This window comes from Rhodococcus sp. NPDC056960 (assembly GCF_042674125.1).
Classification (GTDB): Bacteria; Actinomycetota; Actinomycetes; order Mycobacteriales; family Mycobacteriaceae; genus Rhodococcus_F.
Genome location: NZ_JBHURF010000048.1, coordinates 1 through 23,518 on the forward strand (window position 1 = coordinate 1; position 23,518 = coordinate 23,518).

Here is a 23,518-nt window from a genome sequence, read left to right on the forward strand (position 1 = left end):
CTCCCGGACCGCCGAGGAGATCGGGTTCGCCGGCGTCATGGCCGGACCCCTCGTCCGCTCGTCGTACCGCGCCGGCCGCCTCTACGCCCAGGCGATGGCCCACCACGGCCGCGAACTGCCTGCGGGACAGGCGCATCTCGCCGAAAGCGGCGAAGCGTCGCAGGAGGCAAGCTCCCTCATGGCGCGCCTCGCCCGCTGACCGAAGCGCGTGCGCGGTGACCGACACCGGACGGGTCATCACCGCGCACGGCCAGGGACGTATCCTGAAGAGCATGGCGAACGGCAGTAAATCCGGTAAAGCGGGCAAACCCAGTAAAGAAGCAAAGGCAGCCGCCAAGGCAGCCCGCAGGCAGGCGTCGAAGGAACGCAGAACCCAGCTCTGGCAGGCGTTCCAGATGCAGCGCAAGGAAGACAAGCTGCTGTTGCCGCTCATGCTCGGCACCCTCGTCGGACTTGCGGTGGTGTTCTTCCTCGTAGGCCTGATCTGGGGCCTGCAGTGGTTCCTCCTCCCGATCGGTCTCCTCCTCGGCGTGCTCGGCGCGTTCATCATCTTCGGCCGGCGCGTGCAGAAGACGGTGTACGGCAAGGCGGAGGGCCAGGCGGGCGCGGCGGCGTGGGCCCTCGACAACATGCAGGGCGCGTGGCGCGTCACCAGCGCGGTCGCGGGCACCACCCAGCTCGACGCCGTTCACCGCGTGATCGGACGGCCCGGCGTCATCCTCGTCGCCGAGGGTTCGCCGCAGCGGGTGAAGTCGCTGCTCGCCCAGGAGAAGAAGAAGACGGCCCGGCTGGTCGGTGACACCCCGATCTACGACATCGTCATCGGCAACGACGAGGGCCAGGTCCCGCTGTCGCAGCTGCAGAAGCACCTGAACAAGCTCCCCAAGAACATCGACACCAAGCGGATGGACGCCATCGAGTCGCGACTCGCCGCCCTCAGCAGCCGCGGCGGCGGCGCGGCACTGCCGAAGGGTCCGATGCCCGGCGGCGCGAAGATGCGCGGAGTGCAGCGCACCATCCGTCGTCGTTAGACGCTGTCGCCTTACACCCTTCCGCCCGATGTCGCTCCGACGTCGGGCGGAAGTCGTTCGATAGGTAGGTCAGCGCGTGCGAATCAGGGCGGTACCGGTGGCGCGGTCCTGCATGCCGCGACCGTCGATGTCCGTGATGGTGCCGGGCACGACGAACACGAGCAGCGCCTGACGCACCAGCGCCCGGACGAAGCCGACGCGGGCCGGTCCGTCCACCCGCGCCACCTGCATTCCGAGGAACAACTGCCCCGGTGTGAACGAGAACAGTGTCACCGTGGCGACACCGACGACGAACCAGACGAGCAGGGTGAACGTCGAGAACGGACCCTCGAAGAAGTTGTCGCCGATGATCAGCGCCGCGACGCCCGCCGACGACACCCAGTCGATCATCAGGGCGGCGAGACGGCGTCCCGTGCTCGCGAGGGAACCGGGACCTTCCGCCTGCAGACCGAGACGCTCGCCGCGGAAGGACTGCTTCGTCTCGTCCGCACCGTTCGGCAGGGCAGCCGTGGGTCCGGAAAGCCAAGAACCGGTGATACGTGCCATGCTGTCCAGGATAGGCGTCGAATCACCGGGGACCTCACACCGGAGCTGGAGGCTGTGTGCGCAGTCACAGACGGTGCAAAAGCCCAGGACAATTCGACGCGTAACACGGGCGAAACAAAGGGTTGACCGGCGGGCAACACCAAGTACTTACCGTCTGGCTCGACGAATTCGCCAATATCCACTTGGCTGAAGCGACTTAAGGAGCACAAGCGTGGCGTTCACCACGGCCGAAGAGGTCATCAAGTTCATCAAGGACGAGAACGTCGAATATGTCGACATCCGGTTCAGTGACCTGCCGGGCGTGCAGCAGCACTTCTCGATCCCGGCATCGGCGTTCAACCAGGATGTCTTCGAGGACGGCCTCGCGTTCGACGGTTCGTCCGTCCGCGGCTTCCAGTCGATCCACGAGTCGGACATGATGCTCCTCCCCGACGTCGCCACCGCCCAGATCGACCCCTTCCGTGCGGCCAAGACGCTGAACATCAACTTCTTCGTCCACGACCCGTTCACGCGGGAGTCCTACAGCCGCGACCCGCGCAACGTCGCGCGCAAGGCCGAGGAGTACCTGAAGTCGACCGGCATCGCCGACACCGCCTTCTTCGGTGCCGAGGCCGAGTTCTACATCTTCGACTCCGTCCGCTACGACTCCGGCATCAACGGCGCGTTCTACGAACTCGACTCCATCTCGGGTTCCTGGAACACCGGTAACGACGTGAACGCCGACGGCAGCCCCAACCTGGGCTACAAGGTCCGCCCCAAGGGCGGCTACTTCCCCGTCGCTCCGTACGACCACTACGTCGACCTGCGCGACGAGATCTCCACCAACCTGCAGAACGCGGGCTTCGAGCTCGAGCGCGGCCACCACGAGGTGGGCACCGGTGGCCAGCAGGAGATCAACTACAAGTTCAACACGTTGCTCGCGGCCGCGGACGACCTGCAGCTGTTCAAGTACATCGTGAAGAACACCGCCTGGCAGCACGGCAAGTCGGCCACCTTCATGCCGAAGCCGCTGTTCGGCGACAACGGCTCGGGCATGCACGTCCACCAGTCGCTGTGGAAGGACGGCAAGCCGCTGTTCCACGACGAGGCCGGCTACGCGGGTCTGTCCGACATGGCGCGTCACTACATCGGCGGCATCCTGCACCACGCGCCGTCGCTGCTGGCGTTCACCAACCCGACGATCAACTCGTACCACCGCCTGGTGCCGGGCTACGAAGCCCCCATCAACCTGGTGTACAGCCAGCGCAACCGCTCGGCGGCCGTCCGCATCCCGATCACCGGCAACAACCCGAAGGCGAAGCGCCTCGAGTTCCGCGCCCCCGACTCCTCGGGTAACCCCTACCTGAACTTCGCGGCGCAGATGATGGCCGGCCTGGACGGCATCAAGAACAAGATCGAGCCGCAGGCTCCGGTCGACAAGGACCTCTACGAGCTTCCGCCGGAGGAGGCCCGCAACATCCCGCAGGCCCCCACCAGCCTGTCGGCCGTCATCGACCGCCTCGAGGCGGATCACGACTACCTCACCGAGGGTGGCGTGTTCACGTCCGACCTGATCGAGACGTGGATCTCGCTCAAGCGTGAGCAGGAGATCGCCCCGGTCAACCTGCGTCCGCACCCCTACGAGTTCCAGCTGTACTACGACGTGTAAGTCGTGACGCCCGCCGAAATGCGGGTCGGTATTTCCTGACGAGCCCATCCGTGGCGCCGAGCTGCTGCAGCCGGTGACGCGGGTGGGCTCGTTCGCGTCGTGCCCGTCGCCGGTCCGGGCGCCACCGGAACCCGCACGGCGCGACAGTTCGCGGTCGTATGATCCAGGGAACCGACCGCACGGACCGTTGCGGAACGTTCGCTCGAAGTCTTTCGGGATACTTGCTCCGTTCTCCAGCCCCATGGGTCGAGAAGCAGGTGGTGCGGGATGTCAGTGCCCACGACGCCGACCGGCGTCCCGGTACCGCGCCGTATCGTCGTCATTCTGTTGCTGGTGATTCCGCTCAGCCAGATCCCTCTCGACATCTACACCCCGGCCCTGCCGCAGATGGTGATCGATCTGGACGCCTCCGCCGCCGTCGTGCAGAACACGGTGACGGCGTACATGCTGGGCATGAGCCTGGCGTTCATTCCCGTCGGCCTGATCGCGGATGCGGTGGGCCGCAAACGCACTCTGCTGACGTGCCTGGCGATCCTCGTCGTCACCAGTGTCGGGTGCGCGCTCGTGCAGAACGTCACCGTGCTGCTCGGCCTTCGGTTCGTGCAGGGTGTCGGCGGGTGTGCATGCCTCGTCCTCGCCTATGCGATCGCCGCCGACTGCTATCGGGGCGCGCGACTCACGTCCGTGTCCGGTCTCCTCGGGGCGGCGTGGGGGCTGGCACCCGTCCTCGCACCGGCCGTGGGTGGTGTGCTCGTGCAGTTCATCTCGTGGCGTCTGGTGTTCGGGTCGATCGCATTGTTGGCGGCGCTGGCTATTCCCCTCGTCGTCGCGGGGCTGCCGGAGACACTTCCGCCCGAATCGCGTACCTCGGTCGACGCCGCCGCGGCGGTGCGGGTGCTGCAGGTCGCGCTGCGGCACCGGATCTTCGTCGGTTTCGTACTCGTGTTCGGACTGATGGCGTCCGCCCAGATGGTGTTCGGTGTGGTCGCACCGTTCCTCTACCAGGAGATCCTCGGCTTCTCACCGGCCGCCTACGGCGCTGTGGCGCTCGTCGTGGGCGGCGCGAACCTGCTCGGCGAACTCGCCTGCGGCGCCCTGGCCGTCCGGGTCGGCACCCGCAGGCTCGCGTTCGGCGCGTGGTGGGTGTTCGTGCTCGGCGCGCTCGTGCTCACCGTCACGGCCGGGCTGTCCGTCGTTACCGCGCCGGCCATCACCGTCGGCGCCTGCCTCGCGCTCGCCGGGTGCGGCGTGCTCTGCCCGCAGATGTACGGACTGGCCCTCGGACTGTTCACCCGCAATCTCGGGCTGATCGGCGGTGTCGTCACCGCCGCCTGCTATCTCGTGGTCAGCGCGGCGATGGCGGTCGCCGGAGTGCTGCCCGAGAACAGTCAGGCGCCTCTGGGCTGGCTCTACCTCGTCCTCGGCGCCGGAGCCGGAATCCTGCTGCTGCTCACCACGTCTGCGCGTCGGTCCGAGGGCTCTCCCGTCGCCGCACCCGAACCACGACCCGATCGGAGGTGACGTCCCGTGCCGCACCCGCCCAGCCCACCCGCATCACCGGTGTCGGTGATCTTCCAGCGCCGGATCGACGACGCGAGCTACGCCGACTACGCACGGTGGCAGAAACGCGCCGCGGACGCGCTCGCGACGGTTCCGGGATTCATCGATCAGGAGATCGTGCCGCCGTCGCCGCCCGTGCAGGACGACTGGGTGGACGTGCTGCGGTTCGCCACCATCGAAGAGGCACGGGCCTGGCTCGACAGCGACGTGCGCACGGAACTGGTGGCGGAGATCAAGCACGCGTTCATCGGCAACGAGGACGTGCACCTGCTCACCGGCGAGCAGACGCACGCCCAATCGGCGACGTCGGTGGTCATCTCCTGTCACATCGCCCCCGAGGACGAGTCGGCCTTCATGGACTGGCAGCGCAAGATTTCCGCCGCCGAGGCGGGGTTCCGGGGTTTCCGGGGGCACAAGGTCGAGAGGCCCGTGCAGGGAATCACCGAGGACTGGACGATCGTCCTCAGCTTCGACACCGAGGACAACCTGGCGTCGTGGATGGATTCACCCGAACGGGCCGCCCTCCTCCAGGAGGGTGAGCAGTTCAACAAGAATCTCCGAATCCGCAAAGCGAGCTACGGTTTCGACTTCTGGTTCCGCGGCGCCGGCGGCGACGAGCCGCCCCCGGTGCCCGTCGCCCGCAGCAATCTCCTGGCGCTGCTGGTGCTGTATCCGCTCGTCGTGATCTGGGGGCACTTCTTCAGTGCACCGTTCCTCGAGGCGCACGGGGTGCCGATCGCCGTGGCCCTGTTCATCGGGAATCTGGTCACCACCCAGATCCTCGGCTGGTGGGCCGTACCCGCGGCGTTCAAGGCGTTCGGGTGGTGGATGGATCCGGGAATCCCCGCCCGACGGCGGAACCTGGGCTACGCCGTGATGATCGCGCTGTTCGGAATCTCGATCGGCGTGTGCACGCTGCTGTTCATGATCCCGACCACCTAGCACGAGTTTCCCGATTCACCCGCGGGAAGTTCGGGTACATAGCACTGTGAAGGACCGAGGTCTGTTTTCACATCTGGAGAAAGGTGTGCGCGGTTGGACATGCAGCAACTGTGGGACTTCGTCTCCGCCAGGAAGCAACAGCTCCTCACCGACTCGCTCCTGCACGTCAGTGCCGTCGTGCAGTCCGTGGTCATCGCCACGATCGTCGCGGTGGCGATCGGGATCCTGGTGTACCGGAGCCCGGCCGGTTCCGCGATCGCGACCGCCCTGGCCGGCACGATCCTCACCATCCCGTCGTTCGCCCTGCTGGGCCTGCTCATCCCGATCCTCGGACTCGGTGTGGCCCCCACCGTGACCGCGCTGGTGCTGTACGCGCTGCTTCCGATCATCCGAAACACCATCCTCGGACTCGCGTCCGTCGACCCCGCCGTCACCGACGCCGCCCGCGGAGTGGGGATGAGCCGCACGACCGTGCTGAGCAGAATCGAACTTCCCCTCGCGTGGCCGTCGATCCTGACGGGTATGCGGGTGAGCACGCAGATGCTGATGGGCATCCTCGCGATCGCCGCGTACGCCAAGGGCCCGGGACTCGGCAACCTCATCTTCTCGGGACTGTCCCGCGTCGGCAGCCCGACAGCCATACCGCAGGCCCTCACGGGGACCGTGCTCATCGTGATCCTCGCCCTCGTACTCGACGGCGTCCTCGCCGTCGTCGGCCGACTCACCACCTCCAGGGGGATCCGTGACTGATCTCGATACACCTCACACCAACGGCAGCGCGGTCTCGGGCGTGGACATCGTCCTCGAAGACGTCGTGAAGAGCTATCCCGGGCAGGAGAAGGCGGCGGTCGACAACGTGTCGATGCGCATCCCCGCCGGGGAGATCGTGGTCCTCGTCGGCCCGTCCGGCTGCGGGAAGACCACGACGATGCGGATGATCAACCGGCTCATCGAACCGACGTCGGGGAAGATCACGATCGGCGGCAAGGACGCCCTGTCCATCGATCCCGACAAGCTGCGGCGCGGCATCGGCTACTCGATTCAGCAGGCCGGGCTGTTCCCGCATCTGACCATCGCCAAGAACGTCGGCACCGTTCCCGGCCTGATCGGCTGGGACAAGAAGAAGATCGCCGATCGCACCGACGAGATGCTCGACCTCGTCGGACTCGAACCCGGCCTCTACCGCGAGCGCTACCCCCGCCAGTTGTCGGGCGGTCAGCAGCAGCGCGTCGGGGTGGCGCGCGCGCTCGCCGCCGATCCCCCGGTCCTGCTGATGGACGAGCCGTTCGGCGCGGTCGACCCCATCACGCGCGGACTGCTGCAGGACGAGCTGATGCGATTGCAGTCGGAACTCGGCAAGACCATCGTATTCGTGACGCACGATTTCAACGAGGCCGTCAAGCTGGGTGATCGCATCGCGGTGCTCGGCAACCAGTCGCACATCATGCAGTACGACACTCCGGAGGCGATCCTCGCCCATCCCGCCAACGACATGGTGGCCGGGTTCATCGGCGCCGACGCGTCGCTGAAGCAGCTGACACTCACCCGGGTGGCGGAGGTCGAGCTCCTCGACTGCCCCACCGCGTACGAGGACGGTTCGGTGGACGATCTGCGGGCGGCGATCGCACCCCGGCAGATCAAATGGGGCATCATCCTCGACGCGCGGGATCGTCCGATCCGCTGGGTGTCCGTCGGGCATCTGGCCAACGCGACGTCGTTGCGCGACGTCGGCGACCCGATCGACGAGGTGATGTCCACCCAGTCAACCCTGCAGGATGCGCTGGAGGCGCTGCTGGCGGAGACCAGCGCGTCGACGATCGTCACGGGCATGCGCGGCGAGTACCGCGGTCTGATCTCGATCGACACCCTCGTCCAGCACCTGTCCGCGATGCGCGAGGAACACTCGCACACCGAGGACACCGAGGACACCGAAAACACCGAGGACACCGAGGACACCGAGCCGGAGCGGAACGGGGCGAGTGAGGGCGGGGCGCCCTCATGACAGCCGCCGTCGCCACCACCGCCGCCGCTCCGGCCGCCCGGCGGTCGGAGCGGGCCCGCCTGCTGGTCCAGCCGATCCTCGTCCTGTTCCTGGTGGTGGGTGTGCTCGGCTGGGCGTTCAGCCGAGACCTGACCGCCACGCAGAAGGGCAGTCTCAACGCCGCGAACATCGCGACCCTCACGTGGCAGCACGTGCTGATCACCGTGGTCGTGGTCATCATCGTCGTCATCGTCGCCGTCCCCCTCGGGGTGCTGCTGACGCGGCCCGGGTTCACCCGGCTGGCACCGATCTTCATCGGCATCGCCAACATCGGGCAGGCCGCGCCCGCCATCGGACTGCTGGTGCTGCTGTTCCTGGCGACGGGAACCACCGGGTTCTGGATCGGTGTCCTCCCCATCGCGTTCTACTCGCTGTTGCCCGTGCTGCGGAACACGATCCTGGGCCTGCAGGAGGTCAATCCGGCGGTCATCGACGCCGGTCGCGGACAGGGCATGACCGCCGGCCTGGTGCTGCGCAAGGTCGAGTTCCCGCTCGCCGTCCCGTACATCCTCGCGGGGTTGCGCACGTCGCTGGTCCTCGCAGTGGGCACCGCGACGCTCAGTTTCCTCGTCAGCGCCGGTGGCCTGGGCATTCTCATCGACACCGGATACAAGTTGCGGGACAACGTGACCCTGGTCGTGGGGGCCGTCCTCGCGGTCGCGCTCGCGCTGCTCGTCGACTGGTGCGGCGCCCTCGCCGAGGAGTTCCTCGGCCCGAAGGGGCTGCGCTGATGAACCTCGTCCGGAAGGTGGTCGCCGCGACGGCGGTGACGCTGTGCGGGGTCCTCGCCGCGTCGTGTGGTCTCGAATCGGGTGGCGCCCTGCCGCTGTCGGTGGAACCGGGCAGCATCCAGCCGGTCCCCGAACTCGAGGGCGTCGCGATCACGGTCGGGTCCAAGGACTTCACCGAGCAGGTCACCCTCGGGTACATCATCGAGTTCGCGTTGAGCGCCGCGGGCGCCGATGTCCGCGACCTCACCAACATCCAGGGGTCCAACAGCACGCGAGATGCGCAACTGGACGGGCAGATCGACGTCACCTACGAGTACACCGGGACCGGGTGGATCAACTACCTCGGCAACGAGATCCCGATCCCGGACCCGACCGCGCAGTTCGAGGCGGTCCGCGACGAGGATCTCGAACGCAACGGCATGGTGTGGGTGGACCCGGCCCCGATGAACAACACCTATGCACTGGCTGCGAGTAGGAAGACCGCGGAGGAGACGGGAGTCACCACGCTGTCCCAGTACGCAGACCTCGTCAACCGTGATCCGGCGGCGGCGACGACGTGCGTGGAGACCGAGTTCAACGTCCGCCAGGACGGCTTCCCCGGTATGGCCGAGAAGTACGGTTTCGATCCGGCCCGCGCGAACCGCCAGATCCTGCAGACCGGCATCATCTATCAGGCCACCGCGGACGGGACGCAGTGCAAGTTCGGTGAGGTGTTCACGACGGACGGCCGCATCATCGCGCTCGATCTGGTGCTGCTGGACGACGATCGCCAGTTCTTCCCGAAGTACAACCCGGCGATCACCATGCGCAAGGATTTCGCCGAGGCGCACCCGCAGGTCGCGGAGGTGATGGCTCCGATCTCCGCGGCGCTGACGAACGAGGAGATCACCGAACTGAACCGCCGGGTCGACGTGGAGGGCGAGGAACCGGCGGACGTGGCACGGGACTGGCTGGTGGACAAGGGGTTCGTCACCCTCCCGTGACGGTCAGCCGCCGAGGGTGATCCTCGCGATCAGGCCGCGGTGATCCGAACCCGTCACCACCACCGAGTCCACGGACTGCGCCTGCGCACCGCTGGTGACGATGTGATCGATGGCGATCATCGGCGGGAACGGCTGCCGGTCGGCGGGATACGTGTTCTGGATACCGGCGCCCACCTGGTCGGCGGCGTCCCGGTACCGTCCGGTCACGAGTGTCCGGTATTTGACGTGGTCGCGGGTGGAGTTGAAGTCGCCGCTGACGATCACCGGACCCGAATCGGCGGGGACGGCATCGAGGATCGTCTTGATCCGGTCCATCTCGCGTGACCACAGGGACGGATCCGACGGCCACGGCGGGACGGGGTGGAACGCGTACAGCGCCGTGCTCGCCCCGTCCGGCAGTTCCACCCGGGCCGACAGCGCGGACAGCACGAATTCGGAGTGGTGGACCTTGTCGGTCAGCGGGTACCGGCTCCAGATCCCCGTTCCCTCGCCGCCCCCGCCCGGCATCAGGAACGAGAACGGCAGGGCCGCGTCGATTCCCGCGGTCACCAACCGGTCGACGGCCTCCGGTGTGAGTTCGTCGACCGTGAGCATGTCGACGTCCCGATCCCGGATCTGCCGGACGAGCGCGTCGGCGTCCGCGTTGCCGAGCCAGATGTTGGCCTGCATCACCGTCAGTTCGGGCCCGGACGCCGTCACCGAACCGTTCGCCACGTACAGCGGTGCCTGCGACAGCGTGGCGACCGCGGCCACCGCCAGCGCCGCGCCGAAACCGATCCAGTGCCGGGTGATTCCGAGCAACAACACGCCGATCGCGGCGGCCGCCATGAGGTAGGGCGCCGCGGAGGCCAGGACGAGCAGACGCTGGTTCTGGACGTCGAGGAATCGCAGCGCCACGCCGAAGACACCGACGAGCACCGCGAGCCACCCGAGGGCGATCAGCGCGCGCACCCCCCAGGTGACGATCACTCCCCGAAGACTCTCTCCACCACGGCTTTGGCCCGCCGGGTCACCCGCAGGTAATGGTCGAGGAACTCGCCGGCGTCGCCGCCGCCCCAGCCGGCGATCTGCGCGACCGCGGACAGGACGCGCCCCGGACCGGGAAGCTGATCGGTGGCCTTGCCGCGGACGAGCACGAGGCAGTTACGGGCCTTCGTCGCGGTGATCCACGCGTCGCGCAGCAGTTCGACGTCGGACTCGCTGAGCAACTCGGCCGCGCCGATCGCGTCGAGCGTTTCGAGTGTCGACGTGTTGTGCAGCGCCTCGATCTCGTGGGCGTGGCGGAGCTGGATCAGCTGCACCGTCCATTCGATGTCGGCGAGACCGCCGCGACCGAGCTTGGTGTGGGTCGCGGGATCGGCGCCCCGCGGCAGTCGCTCGGAATCCACGCGGGCCTTGATGCGCCGGATCTCACGGACCGCCTGCTCCGACACCCCGCCCTCCGGATAGCGCGTCTTGTCGATCATGTGCAGGAACCGCAGTCCCAGATCGGCGTCGCCCGCGACGTGATGCGCGCGCAGAAGCGCCTGGATCTCCCAGGCCTGCGCCCATTGCGCGTAGTAGGCCTCGTAGGACGCCAGCGTGCGCACCATGGGCCCGCTGCGACCCTCCGGTCGCAGACCCGTGTCGACTTCGAGCGGCGGATCGGTACTGGGCGCACCGAGCAGGGTGCGGACCTTGTCGCCGATGCTGTTGGCCCACTTGACGGCGACGGTCTCGTCGACTCCCTCGCGCGGCTCGCACACGAACAGCACGTCCGCGTCCGAACCGTAGCCGAGTTCACCGCCGCCGAGCCTGCCCATTCCGATCACCGTGAAGGTCGCGGGAGCGGGCGTGCCGAGTTCCTTCTCGCTCGCCTTGGTGACGGCTGCCAGGGCGGCATTGAGCACGGCCGCCCACACGGAGGACAGGGCCTGGCAGACGCCGGGCACGTCGAGCATGCCGAGGATGTCCGCGGACGCGATGCGAGCGAGCTCGTACCGCCGCAGCGACCGAGCTGCGGCGATCGCACGGCTCGGGTCGTCGTGGCGTGCCGACGCCGTGAGGATGCCGCGGGCGACGTCCTCGGGCTTCGACTCCAGCAGTCGGGGCCCGGCCGGCGAATCCGCGAACAGGCGCACCACGTCGGGTGCCTTGATCAGCAGATCCGGGACATACGCGGACGATCCCAGCACCGTCATCAGCCGCTCGGCGACCGACGCCTCGTCACGCAGCAGTCGGAGGAACCACGTCTGGTCGGTCATCGCGTCGGACAGGCGCCGGTAGGCGAGCAGTCCGGCATCGGGATCCGGTGTGTCGGCGAGCGATTCGAGCAGAGTCGGCAGCAGCAGCGCCTGGATGCGACCCTTGCGGGACGCACCGCTGGTGAGCGCGGTGAGGTGTCCGAGCGCGTTCTCCGGGGCGGTGTAGCCCAGCGCCGCCAGCTGCCGGATGGCCGCATCCGGGCTCAGCCGCAGGGCTTCCTTGTCGATGCGCGCCACCGACTCGAGCAGCGGACGGTAGAACAGCTTGGCGTGCAGGCGGCGGACCCGGTGCGCGTTGCGTTTGATCTCCGCGTTGAGGACGCCGAGTGCGTCCTTGCTGCCGTCGGGCCGCATGTGGGCGGCCCGTGCCAGCCAGCGCAGCGCTTCCTCGTCCTCGGCGGGTGGCAGGGTGTGCGTGCGACGCAGTTTCTGCAACTGCAGCCGGTGCTCGAGCAATCGCAGGAACTCGTAGGACGCAGCGAGATTCGCGGCGTCGTCGCGGCCCACGTAGCCGCGGGCGGCGAGGGCGGTGAGGGCGTCGATGGTGCTCTGGACGTGCAGTGCCTCGTCCGCGCGGCCGTGCACGAGTTGCAGGAGCTGGACGGCGAACTCGACGTCGCGCAGACTGCCCCGGCCGAGTTTCAGTTCGCGTTCCCGGAGTTCGGGGGGAACCATCTCCTCCACCCGGCGACGCATCGCCTGCACCTCGGGCACGAAGTCCTCGCGCTCCGATGCGGTCCACACCATCGGGTTGAGTGCGTCGAAGTACTGCTGCCCGAGTGCGCGATCGCCGATCATCGGACGGGCCTTGAGGAGTGCCTGGAACTCCCAGGTCTTGGCCCAGCGCTTGTAATAGGTGACGTGGGATTCGAGGGTGCGGACGAGTTCGCCGCGCTTGCCCTCGGGCCGCAGTGCGGCGTCCACGTCGAAGAACGCCGACGACCCGACGCGCATCATCTCGCCCGCGATCCGGCTGGCGACCGCGTCGGCGGGTTCGGCGACGAAGACCACGTCCACGTCGCTCACGTAATTGAGTTCGCGCGCACCGCACTTGCCCATGGCGATGACGGCGAGACGCACGGGACACGGGGCGTCCGGGCAGACGGCCGCGACGGCCACCGCGAGGGCGGCGTTCAATGCGGCGTCCGCCAGATCGGACAGCTGGTGTCCGACCGTCTGGTACGGCAGTACCGGTTCGTTCTCGACGGTCGCCGCGAGGTCGACGGCGGCGAGCAGCATCAGCTCGTCGCGGTACGCCTTGCGCAGCGCCGCGACGGCGTCGGGTCCGGTGACCGACGCACGCGAGAGATTGGCATCCGGGTGGGTACCCTTCTCGGGCTCCGCGCCGACCGCGGCCAGCATCGTGGCGGTCGCCTCGTCCTTCGACGGCAGGCGGACGTCGCCGGCGAGGATCTTCCACGACGCGGGATCCGCGACCAGGTGGTCGCCGAATGCGCTGGACGCGCCGAACAGTCCGAACAACCGGCCGCGCAGACCCTTGTCGGCCCGCAGCGCCGCGTCGAGTTCGGCCCAGTGCTCACCGAGGCCGTCCTTCAGGCGCACCAGGGTGCGGAGTGCGAGATCGGCGTTCGCCGCCCGCGACAACGACCAGAGCAGTTCGATGCAGTCTTCGCCGACCCACCCCAGATCGCGGAGTTCGGACGGAGCGGTCGGCTCGACGAGACCCAGACGACCCGGACCGGGAACGGCAGAACGCGCTGCCGGAGGCTTCACCATGCTCTTGCTCACAACCCCAGATACGTCTTGAGTTCGAACGGCGTCACGTGGCTCCGGTACTCCTCCCACTCACGGCGCTTGTTGCGCAGGAAGAAGTCGAACACGTGCTCGCCGAGCGCCTCGGCCACCAGCTCCGACTTCTCCATCTCGCGCAGCGCTCCGTCGAGGTTGCCGGGCAGTTCCCGGTAGCCCATGGCGCGACGCTCGGCCGACGTCAGCGCCCACACGTCGTCCTCGGCCTCGGGCGGAAGCTCGTAGCCCTTCTCGATGCCCCGCAGACCCGCAGCGAGCAGCACCGCGAACGTCAGATAGGGGTTGCAGGCCGAATCGGGGCTGCGGATCTCGACGCGCCGCGACGACGCCTTGTTCGGCGTGTACATCGGGACGCGGACCAGCGCCGACCGGTTGGACGGACCCCAGGATGCCGCGGTCGGCGCCTCGCCGCCGTGGATCAGGCGCTTGTAGGAGTTCACCCACTGGTTGGTGACCGCGCTGATCTCGTTGGCGTGCTCGAGGATGCCGGCGATGAACGCCTTCCCGGTCTCCGACAGCTGCATCGGATCGTCCGGGTTGTGGAATGCGTTGGTGTCGCCCTCGAACAGGCTCATGTGCGTGTGCATCGCCGATCCGGCCTGATCGCTGAACGGCTTCGGCATGAAGGTGGCGCGCACGCCCTCGGCGATCGCGACCTCCTTGACGACGTAACGGAACGTCATCACGTTGTCGGCCATCGACAGCGCGTCCGCGTACCGCAGGTCGATCTCCTGCTGGCCGGGCGCGGCCTCGTGATGGCTGAACTCGACGGAGATGCCCATCGACTCGAGCGCGTCGATGGCGTGCCTGCGGAAGTTGGGCGCGGAGTCGTGGACGGCCTGGTCGAAGTAGCCGCCGGAGTCGGCGGGCTTCGGCGGAGTGCCGTCGATGGGCCCGTTCTCCAGGAGGAAGAACTCGATCTCGGGGTGCACGTAGCAGCTGAATCCGAGGTCGCTCGCCTTGTTCAGCTGACGACGCAGCACGTGCCGCGAATCCGCCCACGAGGGGGAACCGTCCGGCATGGCGATGTCGCAGAACATGCGGGCGGAGTGCTGATGACCCTTGCTCGAACTCCACGGCAGCACCTGGAACGTGGAGGCGTCCGGCTTCGCGACCGTGTCCGCCTCGGAGACCCGGGAGAAGCCCTCGATCGCGGAACCGTCGAATCCGATGCCCTCCTCGAAGGCACCCTCGAGTTCCGCGGGGGCGATCGCCACCGATTTCAGGTATCCGAGAACGTCCGTGAACCACAATCGGACGAACCGAATGTCGCGCTCTTCGAGGGTGCGAAGCACGAATTCCTTTTGGCGATCCATGTCCGCGAGAGTAAGCAAAGTTCGTTAAATCTGTGTTACTTCGTTGATTCGACTATTCCGGATTCCGCATCGGGCCAGCGTGCGGGCACGCCGGTCGATCCGGTCACAGGCGCGGGTCAGCACGTCAGGTCCGCGGGCGGCACCGCGAGGTCCACCAGATAGTCCGTGACGGCGTCGTCGACGCACGACTCACCGTCGAGAACCACGGTGTGCTGGGTGCCCCGGTAGCTGACCAGTGTGCCGTTCATCTGCTTCGCCAGATCCACGCCCGCCTGATACGGCGTCGCCGGATCCTCCGTCGTCGACACGACCACGACCGGCGGGATGCCGGGTGCGGAGACCGTGTGCGGCGCCCCCGTGTTCGGCGCGGGCCAGAACGCGCAGACGTCCAGCGGTGCGTTGCCGGTGCCGTGTCCGTCGTCGAGGAACGGTGCCGCCTGCCGGTACCGCACATCCGCCGCCCCGACGACCGCGCGGTCGGTCACGGGCGGATCGTCCATGCAGCGGACGGCATTGAAGGCGTCGTTCAGGTTCGAGTACGTGCCGTCGTCGGCGCGGCCCTCGTAGAGATCGGCCAGCATCAGCAGCGAGTCACCCGTCCCCGTCTGCAGGCTCGCCAGCCCCCCGCGGAGCGGACCCCAGAGATTCGGCGAGTACAGCGCCTGCTGAACACCGGTGATCGCGTCGGAATAACTGAGCCCGCGCGGGTCGGTGGTCGCGGCGGGCTTGCCGATCAGCGGATCGACCAGCGCCCGGAACCTCGCATTCGCCTGCGCCGGGTCGGTCCCGAGCGGGCAGTCCGGCTGCTGCATGCATTCGGCGGCGAACGCGGTGAACGCGTCCTGGAATCCGGCCGCCTGCAGGATCACCTCCTCAGTCGGATCCTGCTCGGGGTCGAGGGCGCCGTCGAGGACCATGGCGCGCACGTTGCCCGGGAACGTCTCCGCGTACCTCGAGCCGAGCCGGGTGCCGTAGGAGTAGCCGAGGTAGTTCAGCTTCTCGTCACCGAGCACCGAACGGATGACGTCGATGTCGCGGACGACGTCGTTCGTACCGACGTGTGCCAGCACGTCGACGCCGCTCCGTTCGGCGCACTTGTCGGCGTAGTCGCGGTTCTCGGATTCCGTCTTCGCGATCCCGGCGGGACTCATGTCGACGTCGTCGTCCTTGCGCTTCGCGTCCACCTCCGGCGCAGTCAGGCACCTCACCTGCGGCGTGGACGCGCCGACCCCGCGCGGATCGAACCCGATGACGTCGAACCGCTCGGCGAGATCGGTGCCGTCGGCCACGGATGCCAGCCCGAGTCCCGACGCCCCCGGACCGCCGGGGTTGACGAGGAGCGACCCGACCTTGTCGCCGGTCGCCTTCGACCGGGAGACGGCGATCTGCGCGGTGGCGCCCGCCGGATTCGCGTAGTCGTTGGGCACGGTCACCTTCGCGCAGTCGAGATCGTCGCCGAGCGGAGACCCGTCGGTGCTGTAGCCCTCGCACGAGCCCCACTGCACCTGCTGCGTGTAGAACTGCTCGAGCCCCGGGGGGATCGGGCCCGCGGGAGCCGCCTCGGACGCCGGTGGCTCGGCGACGGCCTGCCCGACGTCCCGTCCGCCTCCCGCACAGCCTGCGGCGACAAGGACGACGGCGATGCACCCCGCGAACGCGGCCGGTACCCGAGCACTCTTCGACATAGGACGATCGTGCCAGGGTTCCGGGCGAGACGGCCTTCGCGCAGGTCAGAGGCCGGGCAGCGGGTGTGACCTATTGCACGCGTGCGACCCCTTCGCTCCCCCGCGGGCCGGTGGCAGACTGTAGGCGTCATCAACCCGCACCCGGGGACCCTCAAGGGCCTCGAGGCCAGAAAGGGACAACGATGTCCGACAGCAAGTCGTCCGCGAGCACGTCAGAAGATCGGCTCTACGGATCAGCTCCTTCCCACGACGTTCCCAAGCGCAAGACCCGAATCCATCACCTGCAGACCATGAAGGCCGAGGGTGAGCGCTGGTCGATGCTCACCGCCTACGACTACTCGAGCGCCCGCATCTTCGAGGAAGCGGGGATCCCCGTCCTCCTCGTCGGCGATTCGGCCGCCAACGTCGTCTACGGCTACGAGACCACCGTCCCCGTCACGATCGACGAACTCCTCCCCCTCGTGCGCGGCGTCGTCCGCGGTGCACCGCACGCCCTGGTGGTGGCGGATCTGCCGTTCGGCAGCTACGAAAGCTCCCCCGAACAGGCCCTCGCGTCCGCGACCCGATTCCTGAAGGAAGGGCTGGCCCACGCGGTCAAGCTCGAGGGCGGTGAGCGCGTCGCACCGCAGATCGCCGCCATCACCGCAGCGGGCATTCCGGTCATGGCCCACGTCGGGTTCACCCCGCAGAGTGTCAACTCGCTCGGCGGTTTCCGTGTGCAGGGCCGCGGCGACGCCGCCGAGCAGTTGGTCGCCGACGCGATCGCCGTGCAGGAAGCCGGCGCGTTCTCCGTCGTCATGGAGATGGTGCCCGCCGACATCGCGGGCCAGGTCACCCGCAAGCTCACCATCCCCACCGTCGGCATCGGCGCGGGCGTCGAATGCGACGCCCAGGTCCTCGTGTGGCAGGACATGGCCGGCTACACCAGCGGCAAGACGGCGAAGTTCGTCAAGCGTTTCGGTAACGTCGGTGACGAGTTGCGCACCGCGGCCGCCGCCTACGCGTCCGAGGTGCGCGCCGGAACGTTCCCGGCGGAAGAGCACAGCTTCTAGGCCGCCCTCGACTTCCGGGCCGGCACACACTCGAGGGGGATGTTCATGGGACAGCGACGCGTGCAGGGCACCGGACGTCGACGCCGCCTGGCCGTGGTCGCGGCCGGGACGGTGGCGGCCGCGGCCCTGGTCGCGGGGTGTGGCGGACAGGGCACCTCGCCCGCGCCCGGCACCACCGCACCCCCGGCACCGGTCACCACCGCCCCTCCCGGACCCGCCCTGGTGCCGGGCGGGGTCACCGAGGCGCAGGCGGCCCAGCTGTGCACCGACCTCGAAGGCCAGTTGCAGAGCTGGCGCACCTACACGCCGACCATCGGCAAGACCGGCTTGAACGGTCTGGTCGGCACGTGGATCGCGAAGAACAACCTCAACGCGATCGACTTCCTGCAGGATCGGGGCCGGATCGACGTGATCACCACGGCCGCCTGCCCCGACATCCGGCAGCAGGCGATCACCGCATTGGAAATTCCCGATCTCGCCTCCGGCCTGATCGGGTTCTGAGGCAGACGTGACCCCACTGCGCACCCTGTACCCGCCGCTGGAGCCGTACCAGTTCGGGCACCTCGACGTCGGCGACGGTCAGCAGATGTACTGGGAGCAGAGCGGCAATCCCGACGGAAAGCCGGTCGTGTTCCTGCACGGCGGGCCCGGGGGCGGCACCGACCCCGCGCAACGGCAGTTCTTCGACCCGCAGGTGTACCGGATCGTCCTCCTCGACCAGCGCGGGTGCGGGCGTTCGACTCCCCACGTCGCCGACGGGGCAGATCTGTCGGTCAACACCACCGGCCGGCTGATCGACGACGTGGAGCTTCTGCGCGACCATCTCCGCATCGACCGCTGGCAGGTCTTCGGCGGGTCGTGGGGCTCCACACTGGCACTCGCCTACGCGCAGCAGCACCCGCACCGGGTCACCGAACTGGTGCTGCGCGGCATCTTCCTGCTGCGGCGCAGCGAGATCGACTGGTACTACAACGGCGGAGCCGGTCATCTGTTCCCCGAACTGTGGGAGAAGTTCCTGGCCCCGGTGCCGGAATCTGAGCGCGGCGGCGATCTCGTCGAGGCCTACCACCGGCTCCTCCACTCCGGCGACACCGAGGTCGCGACGCGTGCCGCGATCGCGTGGTCCACGTGGGAGGGGGCCACGAGTTCGCTGCTCCCCAAGCCGGACCGGGTGGCGGAGACGTCGCAGCCGAGGTTCGCGTTGGCGTTCGCCCGCATCGAGAATCACTATTTCCACCACCGCGGGTTCCTGGAGGAGGGTCAGCTGCTCCGCGACGCGGCCGCGCTGGAGGGCATTCCGGGTGTGATCGTGCAGGGGCGGTACGACGTGGTGTGCCCGGCCACCAGCGCCTGGGACCTGCACCGGGCCTGGCCCGGTTCCCGGCTCGAGATCGTCGACGACGCGGGACACTCCGCCGTCGAGCCCGGCATCGTCCATCACCTGGTGGAGGCCACCGACCGATTCCGCGACTGACGCGCTATGCGGGATATCCGAACTCGACGGACCGCTTCGCGACGTCGGCGGAGACGAGCCGGACCTTCACCTGCTCGCCCTCGGTGGGATCACCCACGCATTTCGCCATCACGGACACGGACGGGACGAACACGTCCGCGGTGCGCTTGCCGTTCCGCGACCGCAGCACGGTCGCGTCGAACGTCTCCCCCACCCGGTCCGCGAGCAGGGTCGCCTCGGTGAGATCGATGCAGGCCCGGTCGATCTTGCCCGCCAGGGAATCCGAGCCGCCCATGATCTCCGGCATCGAGCCCAGGGACTTGCGTGCCCACGCCGGCACCGCCCGTCCGGCCGAGACCGCGAGGCACACCTCGGTCGAGTACCGATCCGAGAGCCGGCGCAGCGGCGCGGTCACGTGTGCATACGGGGCGCCGATGGCGGCGTGCACGGTCAGTTCCGGCACCGTGCCGTCGAACGCGGCGTAGTCGGCGCCCCGCAGCAGCGACGGCGCCTCCGTCATCAGCACCAGCGTGGACGACGAGTTCGCGTCGAGCCGAGCCAGGAGTTCACCGACACCGAGGCTGTCGGGCCAGTCGATCCCCAGCGCCGCAGCGGTGCGCCGCAGCGCCTCGACGGCATCGGGCCCGGCCGGCGGCAGAGTGCGGAGCAACCCGACCTTCGCGTCGAGCATCATGGTCGCAGCACACATCCCGGTGAGGAGCGAGACCTCGGCGTTCCAGTCGTCCGCATCCGTGCGGGGCGCGAGGTCGACCCGCCAGCCGTCCCCGTCCGACACCACTTCCTGCTCCGGCAACCGGAGTTCGATCGCACCGCGCGCCACCGCCGCCGCGATGCGGAGCCTGCCGAACTCCGGGAGTGCCGCGATGGACGGATGCAACCGCCCCGCCTCCGAATCGGCCTGCACCCCGGCGTAGTCGAGCCGCGCGACCGAGCGGACGGTGGCACGGGACACGGTGCAGGACAACGGTTCGGCGGCGCCGTCGAGTTCGATCCGCCACACCACCGCCGGACGGTCCACGTCCGGGAGCAGACTCGCGGATCCCTCCGACAACTCCTTCGGATGGAGTGGCACCTTGCCGTCGGGGAGGTAGAACGTCTGTCCCCGTTTCCGGGTCTCCACGTCGAGCGCCCCACCCGGCTCCACGACGGCGCCGACGTCCGCGATCGCGTAGTGCAGGACGAAGCCGTCGCGCGTCCGCTCCAGGTGCAGCGCCTGATCGAGATCCATCGAGTCGGGCGGATCGACGGTGACGAACGCCAAATCGGTGCGGTCCTCCCGCTCGGACGCGTAACGGTCGGACGACGCCCGCGCCTGCGCGACCGCCGCGGGCGGATAGCCCGCCGGCAGGTGGAATTCGGTGCGTACGGTGCCGAAATCGATTCCGCGCGCGACGAAACGGCTCATCGGACCGCTAGTTGTTCCACTCCTCGTCGGCCCGGTCCGCCGCCTTGTTCCGCTCCGCGGCGATCTGCAGCGCCTTCTCGGCCGACGCCCTGTCCGGATAGGGGCCCATCCGGGACATGGACGACGCCGCCTTCCCCTGTGTGACGGTGCCGTCGTCGACGTTGTAGTACCAGAGATGATCTTCGTCAGTCATGTCCTCAGTGTGGCACCGGTGGGACGGATGGAGTTGTGGATCACGCTCAGACTGTTACCCTCGGAGGCCTGTCCGGTGATACGTTCCCCGGCGCCGGTCAGTGCGGTGCCGACGGCCCGTCTTTCCGTGCGCAGTGCCCGAACAGAGAATGGAGCGAGCATGTCGACGATCATTTTTGATCAGCTACTTCCCTACCTCGGTGCCGAAGGCGCCACGTACTGGGCCCAACTGCTGATGGTCGATCCCGTCTAGGCTGTCGACCAGTCGATACCTCGAAGCCCCCGCCGGCACCTGACGGCGGGGGCTTCGTCGTGTTCGCGGTCGTGCGCGACGCATTCGTGACGAATCATCGAACGCTTCGCCCTGCCGCGGAGACGGAACGTCTCTAGGCTCACCTGATGGCAGTGAATCCAGAGATCGAGGGTCGTGTCTACCCACCGACCGAGCCTTACCTCGTCGGCCGCGAGAAGATCCGGGAATTCGCCCGCGCCGTCTTCGCCACCAATCCCACCTCCTTCGACGTCGACAGCGCGCGCGCCGCCGGTCACGCCGATCTCGTTGCCCCGCCGACATTTCCCGTCATCGTGCAGGAACGCGCACTCGCCCAGCTGGTCGCCGATCCGACGTCCGGAATCGAACCGGTCAACCTGGTGCACAGCACGGAACACGCCTCGTCGATCCGCCCCGTCGTCGCGGGCGACGAACTCTCCGCCGTCCTCACCGTCACGGACGTGACGTCCCGCGGTCCGCACACCCTGATCGTCGCGGACATCGACATCGTCGACGGCACAGGCGATCACGTCAGTACGATGACGTCGACCCTGTTCGTCAGGGGTGACGAATGACCTCTCCGCAGCGAATTCTGCTCGGCGACACCGTCGCCAAGGCCCGATACCACGTCACCCGGGAGTCCCTCGTCCGCTACGCCGGTGCGTCCGGTGACTTCAATTCCATCCACTACCGAGACGACGTCGCGGACGCCGTCGGCCTGCCCGGCGTCTTGGCACACGGCATGCTCACGCTCGGGCTGGCCACGCAGTGCGTCGTCGACTGGCTCGGCGATCCGGCGAAGGTCACCGGCTACCGGGCCCGTTTCACCAAACCCGTGATCGTCGACCCGGAGGCGGGAGCGGTCGTCGACGTCGTCGCGAAGGCCGCCCAGGTCGACGAGGACGCCCGCACCGCACGGATCGACCTGACGGTGACGTTCGACGGTCACTCCGTCCTCGGGAAGTCGCAGGTCTGGATTTCGCTGCGCTGACCACACCCGACATACTGGGTCCATGATCGGACTGGTCGTCACCGCTGTCGCCGTACTCGGACTCCTGACGGTCATGCCGGGCCCGGACATGGCGGTCGTGACGCGTGCCGGACTGTCGGGAGGACGCGGCGCCGCGCTGCGGGCCACGTTCGGGGTGGTCGCCGGGTTGCTGGTGTGGGGCGCGCTGACCGTCGTCGGACTCGGTGCCGTACTCGCCGCGTCGGCGGAGGCGTACACCGTCGTGAAGATCGTCGGCGGACTGTATCTGGTGTATCTGGGACTCTCCACCCTCTGGCGCAGCCGGTCGCGGACCCGCACCGCCGAACCGGAGCCGGCACCCGTACCGTCGCCCGGGTCGAGCTGGCGGGCCGGGTTCCTGACCAACCTCCTGAACCCGAAGATCGCGGTGTTCTACACGGGCCTGCTCCCCCAGCTCGTTCCGCCCGGTTGGCCGACTGCGCCGACGCTGGCACTGCTCGTGCTCGTCCACGGGCTCCTCGGGATCATCTGGCTCGGCGGATACAGCATCCTGCTCACCCGCGCCCGGAACACGATGGGCAAGCCGTCCGTCCGGCGGGTGCTGGATCGGATCACCGGAACCGTTCTCTTCGGCTTCGGCGCCGCGGTCGTCGCCGAAGCCCGGTAGCCCCGGTCTCAGCTCGGGGTCTCTGCGACACCGGACGAGCTGCCGCCCAGCAGTATCGTGCCGATCAGATTCGGGTCGTCGGTCATCGGTACGTGCCCGATGCCCGGGAGGACGAGTATCCGTGCCTGCGGGAAAGACCTGCGTACCCGTCGCGCCTGATAGACCGGAAGAATCAGGTCTCGCCGCCCCCACGCCACCGTCACCGGCACCGTCGCGTCGACGACACGCGGAAGGTCGAACGAGGCCGTCATCCCCTTGTCGACGAGAGCGTTGGTGGCGAGCGAGTGCGCGTCGATCACGGCGTCCTCGTATCGCACCCGGCTGGGCCGCGCGAAGAAGGCGGCCAGCGACGGATAGCGGACGGCCTTGTACCCGAGCGCCCTCGGAGCGTTCGAGCCCAGTGCCCGGGTGACCCCGCGCAGGGCCCGGAACGTGTAGATCGTCCGGGCCTGATCGGCGCGGTTGACGAAGAACCCGGCCGGCGAGAGCGCGGTGGCCGACGCAACCTCGCCGCGCGCGGCGAGGGCGAGGCCGAGCCAGCCGCCGAGCGAGTTCCCCGCGACGTGCGCTCGTTCGCCGGCGGGGGTCACGGAGCGGACGAATGCGCTCACCTCGTCGAGCAGGCGATCCATCGTGTCCGCACCGTCGTCGAGCGCTGCCGATTCGCCGTGCCCCGGAAGGTCGACGGTGACGACCCGGCGATACGGCGTCAGGTGGTCCAGCAGGACGTTCCAGGCTTGCCGCCGATGCACGATTCCGTGCACGAGCACCAGGGTGGGGCCGGAACCGGCGATGTCGTGAGGCAAGTCCATGGACCGATGTTACCGCTATCACCGGTAACACCTACCGACTTGCCTCCGGTTCCGAGTGGGGCCCCGCCGCCCACGGACATGCGCGGCGGGCCCCGGACATCGACCCCGATTCGGGTCGGTCGGGCCGATGCGGAAAAGATACTAACCGGACTGTTTGTTACTTGCCAGTCACCGTCGAT

At 68.3% G+C, this 23,518-nt stretch carries 22 protein-coding genes and 1 pseudogene; 15 read left to right on the forward strand and 8 right to left on the reverse strand.

The window, feature by feature from the left end; translation table 11 throughout:
* A pseudogene (locus tag ACFTWF_RS42190) lies at positions 1-199 on the forward strand (lipoyl synthase); the annotation flags it as partial.
* 73 nt (positions 200-272) lie between these two features.
* Positions 273-1,031: a DUF4191 domain-containing protein gene (locus ACFTWF_RS42195; protein ID WP_073368476.1), complete on the forward strand. Its 759-nt coding sequence runs from the start codon at positions 273-275 to the stop codon at positions 1,029-1,031.
* A gap of 69 nt (positions 1,032-1,100) precedes the next feature.
* Here ACFTWF_RS42195 and ACFTWF_RS42200 read toward each other — a convergent pair whose 3' ends face one another.
* Positions 1,101-1,577 carry an RDD family protein gene (locus ACFTWF_RS42200; RefSeq protein ID WP_378467019.1) on the reverse strand — a complete coding sequence of 159 codons (477 nt, stop codon included), beginning with the start codon at positions 1,575-1,577 and terminating at the stop codon, positions 1,101-1,103.
* A 211-nt stretch (positions 1,578-1,788) separates the two neighbouring features.
* On the opposite strand from ACFTWF_RS42200, the gene glnA (ACFTWF_RS42205) reads away from it, so the two are divergent.
* The 7 genes from glnA (ACFTWF_RS42205) (at position 1,789) to ACFTWF_RS42235 (ending at position 9,482) form a co-directional block, all read left to right on the forward strand.
* Positions 1,789-3,225: a type I glutamate--ammonia ligase gene (glnA, locus tag ACFTWF_RS42205; RefSeq protein ID WP_005247755.1), complete on the forward strand. Its 1,437-nt coding sequence runs from the start codon at positions 1,789-1,791 to the stop codon at positions 3,223-3,225.
* A gap of 267 nt (positions 3,226-3,492) precedes the next feature.
* Complete coding sequence (locus ACFTWF_RS42210) at positions 3,493-4,746, forward strand: multidrug effflux MFS transporter (RefSeq protein ID WP_378467020.1); 1,254 nt, start codon at positions 3,493-3,495, stop codon at positions 4,744-4,746.
* A 6-nt stretch (positions 4,747-4,752) separates the two neighbouring features.
* A complete protein-coding gene (locus tag ACFTWF_RS42215) occupies positions 4,753-5,727 on the forward strand; it encodes an antibiotic biosynthesis monooxygenase (RefSeq protein ID WP_378467021.1) in 975 nt (324 codons plus the stop codon).
* Positions 5,728-5,826: 99 nt separating this feature from the next.
* The gene (locus tag ACFTWF_RS42220; protein WP_072945497.1) at positions 5,827-6,477 is read left to right on the forward strand and encodes an ABC transporter permease; all 651 of its coding nucleotides are present in this window, start codon (positions 5,827-5,829) and stop codon (positions 6,475-6,477) included.
* Complete coding sequence (locus ACFTWF_RS42225; protein ID WP_378467022.1) at positions 6,470-7,729, forward strand: ABC transporter ATP-binding protein; 1,260 nt, start codon at positions 6,470-6,472, stop codon at positions 7,727-7,729. Before ACFTWF_RS42220 ends, ACFTWF_RS42225 begins: the two co-directional genes overlap by 8 nt.
* Positions 7,726-8,499: an ABC transporter permease gene (locus ACFTWF_RS42230; RefSeq protein ID WP_378467023.1), complete on the forward strand. Its 774-nt coding sequence runs from the start codon at positions 7,726-7,728 to the stop codon at positions 8,497-8,499. Before ACFTWF_RS42225 ends, ACFTWF_RS42230 begins: the two co-directional genes overlap by 4 nt.
* Positions 8,499-9,482, forward strand: coding sequence for a glycine betaine ABC transporter substrate-binding protein (locus tag ACFTWF_RS42235; protein WP_378467024.1), 984 nt, complete (start codon positions 8,499-8,501; stop codon positions 9,480-9,482). Before ACFTWF_RS42230 ends, ACFTWF_RS42235 begins: the two co-directional genes overlap by 1 nt.
* Positions 9,483-9,485: 3 nt before the next feature.
* Here the strand turns inward: ACFTWF_RS42235 and ACFTWF_RS42240 are convergent, their stop codons facing one another.
* The 4 genes from ACFTWF_RS42240 to ACFTWF_RS42255 form a co-directional block, all read right to left on the reverse strand.
* Complete coding sequence (locus ACFTWF_RS42240; RefSeq protein ID WP_378467025.1) at positions 9,486-10,451, reverse strand: endonuclease/exonuclease/phosphatase family protein; 966 nt, start codon at positions 10,449-10,451, stop codon at positions 9,486-9,488.
* On the reverse strand, positions 10,448-13,462 hold the full coding sequence (locus tag ACFTWF_RS42245) for a bifunctional [glutamine synthetase] adenylyltransferase/[glutamine synthetase]-adenylyl-L-tyrosine phosphorylase (RefSeq protein ID WP_378467026.1): 3,015 nt from the start codon (positions 13,460-13,462) through the stop codon (positions 10,448-10,450). The genes ACFTWF_RS42240 and ACFTWF_RS42245 overlap by 4 nt, the downstream gene beginning before the upstream one ends.
* Before the next feature lie 8 nt (positions 13,463-13,470).
* Positions 13,471-14,811, reverse strand: coding sequence for a type I glutamate--ammonia ligase (gene glnA, locus ACFTWF_RS42250; RefSeq protein ID WP_005247775.1), 1,341 nt, complete (start codon positions 14,809-14,811; stop codon positions 13,471-13,473).
* Positions 14,812-14,927: 116 nt separating this feature from the next.
* Positions 14,928-16,496 carry an alpha/beta hydrolase gene (locus ACFTWF_RS42255; protein WP_378467027.1) on the reverse strand — a complete coding sequence of 523 codons (1,569 nt, stop codon included), beginning with the start codon at positions 16,494-16,496 and terminating at the stop codon, positions 14,928-14,930.
* A 182-nt stretch (positions 16,497-16,678) separates the two neighbouring features.
* On the opposite strand from ACFTWF_RS42255, the gene panB reads away from it, so the two are divergent.
* Genes panB through pip form a run of 3 tightly spaced genes read left to right on the forward strand, consistent with a single transcriptional unit; the run spans position 16,679 to position 19,022 of the window.
* A complete protein-coding gene (gene panB, locus ACFTWF_RS42260) occupies positions 16,679-17,548 on the forward strand; it encodes a 3-methyl-2-oxobutanoate hydroxymethyltransferase (RefSeq protein ID WP_185724493.1) in 870 nt (289 codons plus the stop codon).
* Positions 17,549-17,587: 39 nt separating this feature from the next.
* Positions 17,588-18,049, forward strand: a complete 462-nt coding sequence (locus ACFTWF_RS42265) for a hypothetical protein (RefSeq protein ID WP_378467028.1) — start codon at positions 17,588-17,590, stop codon at positions 18,047-18,049.
* A 7-nt stretch (positions 18,050-18,056) separates the two neighbouring features.
* Complete coding sequence (gene pip / locus ACFTWF_RS42270; RefSeq protein ID WP_378467029.1) at positions 18,057-19,022, forward strand: prolyl aminopeptidase; 966 nt, start codon at positions 18,057-18,059, stop codon at positions 19,020-19,022.
* Between the two features lie 4 nt (positions 19,023-19,026).
* On the opposite strand, the gene ACFTWF_RS42275 is transcribed toward pip, so the two are convergent.
* Together ACFTWF_RS42275 and ACFTWF_RS42280 are read right to left on the reverse strand one after the other, a co-directional pair.
* A complete protein-coding gene (locus ACFTWF_RS42275; protein ID WP_378467030.1) occupies positions 19,027-20,427 on the reverse strand; it encodes an RNB domain-containing ribonuclease in 1,401 nt (466 codons plus the stop codon).
* Positions 20,428-20,434: 7 nt separating this feature from the next.
* Positions 20,435-20,620, reverse strand: coding sequence for a hypothetical protein (locus ACFTWF_RS42280; RefSeq protein WP_009473817.1), 186 nt, complete (start codon positions 20,618-20,620; stop codon positions 20,435-20,437).
* Positions 20,621-21,018: 398 nt separating this feature from the next.
* Here ACFTWF_RS42280 and ACFTWF_RS42285 point away from each other — a divergent pair, with 398 nt between their 5' ends.
* From ACFTWF_RS42285 to ACFTWF_RS42295, 3 genes are read left to right on the forward strand one after another with little or no spacing between them, the layout of a single operon-like run.
* Positions 21,019-21,465, forward strand: coding sequence for a MaoC family dehydratase N-terminal domain-containing protein (locus tag ACFTWF_RS42285; RefSeq protein ID WP_378467031.1), 447 nt, complete (start codon positions 21,019-21,021; stop codon positions 21,463-21,465).
* Complete coding sequence (locus tag ACFTWF_RS42290; protein ID WP_378467032.1) at positions 21,462-21,881, forward strand: MaoC/PaaZ C-terminal domain-containing protein; 420 nt, start codon at positions 21,462-21,464, stop codon at positions 21,879-21,881. Before ACFTWF_RS42285 ends, ACFTWF_RS42290 begins: the two co-directional genes overlap by 4 nt.
* Before the next feature lie 22 nt (positions 21,882-21,903).
* Positions 21,904-22,527, forward strand: coding sequence for a LysE family translocator (locus ACFTWF_RS42295; protein WP_378467033.1), 624 nt, complete (start codon positions 21,904-21,906; stop codon positions 22,525-22,527).
* A gap of 8 nt (positions 22,528-22,535) precedes the next feature.
* On the opposite strand, the gene ACFTWF_RS42300 is transcribed toward ACFTWF_RS42295, so the two are convergent.
* On the reverse strand, positions 22,536-23,339 hold the full coding sequence (locus tag ACFTWF_RS42300; RefSeq protein ID WP_378467034.1) for an alpha/beta fold hydrolase: 804 nt from the start codon (positions 23,337-23,339) through the stop codon (positions 22,536-22,538).
* Positions 23,340-23,518 lie beyond the last annotated feature (179 nt).

Bases quoted from the DNA above. Each gene is read 5' to 3' on its own strand.
- ACFTWF_RS42275 (WP_378467030.1), bottom strand. From the start codon at position 20,427: ATGAGCCGTTTCGTCGCGCGCGGAATCGATTTCGGCACCGTACGCACC.
- ACFTWF_RS42280 (WP_009473817.1), bottom strand. From the start codon at position 20,620: ATGACTGACGAAGATCATCTCTGGTACTACAACGTCGACGACGGCACC.
- ACFTWF_RS42290 (WP_378467032.1), top strand. From the start codon at position 21,462: ATGACCTCTCCGCAGCGAATTCTGCTCGGCGACACCGTCGCCAAGGCC.
- ACFTWF_RS42235 (WP_378467024.1), top strand. From the start codon at position 8,499: ATGAACCTCGTCCGGAAGGTGGTCGCCGCGACGGCGGTGACGCTGTGC.
- ACFTWF_RS42210 (WP_378467020.1), top strand. From the start codon at position 3,493: ATGTCAGTGCCCACGACGCCGACCGGCGTCCCGGTACCGCGCCGTATC.
- ACFTWF_RS42195 (WP_073368476.1), top strand. From the start codon at position 273: ATGGCGAACGGCAGTAAATCCGGTAAAGCGGGCAAACCCAGTAAAGAA.
- ACFTWF_RS42295 (WP_378467033.1), top strand. From the start codon at position 21,904: ATGATCGGACTGGTCGTCACCGCTGTCGCCGTACTCGGACTCCTGACG.
- ACFTWF_RS42245 (WP_378467026.1), bottom strand. From the start codon at position 13,462: ATGGTGAAGCCTCCGGCAGCGCGTTCTGCCGTTCCCGGTCCGGGTCGT.
- ACFTWF_RS42300 (WP_378467034.1), bottom strand. From the start codon at position 23,339: ATGGACTTGCCTCACGACATCGCCGGTTCCGGCCCCACCCTGGTGCTC.
- panB (WP_185724493.1), top strand. From the start codon at position 16,679: ATGTCCGACAGCAAGTCGTCCGCGAGCACGTCAGAAGATCGGCTCTAC.
- ACFTWF_RS42285 (WP_378467031.1), top strand. From the start codon at position 21,019: ATGGCAGTGAATCCAGAGATCGAGGGTCGTGTCTACCCACCGACCGAG.
- ACFTWF_RS42265 (WP_378467028.1), top strand. From the start codon at position 17,588: ATGTTCATGGGACAGCGACGCGTGCAGGGCACCGGACGTCGACGCCGC.
- glnA (WP_005247775.1), bottom strand. From the start codon at position 14,811: ATGGATCGCCAAAAGGAATTCGTGCTTCGCACCCTCGAAGAGCGCGAC.
- ACFTWF_RS42220 (WP_072945497.1), top strand. From the start codon at position 5,827: ATGCAGCAACTGTGGGACTTCGTCTCCGCCAGGAAGCAACAGCTCCTC.
- ACFTWF_RS42200 (WP_378467019.1), bottom strand. From the start codon at position 1,577: ATGGCACGTATCACCGGTTCTTGGCTTTCCGGACCCACGGCTGCCCTG.
- ACFTWF_RS42255 (WP_378467027.1), bottom strand. From the start codon at position 16,496: ATGTCGAAGAGTGCTCGGGTACCGGCCGCGTTCGCGGGGTGCATCGCC.
- ACFTWF_RS42230 (WP_378467023.1), top strand. From the start codon at position 7,726: ATGACAGCCGCCGTCGCCACCACCGCCGCCGCTCCGGCCGCCCGGCGG.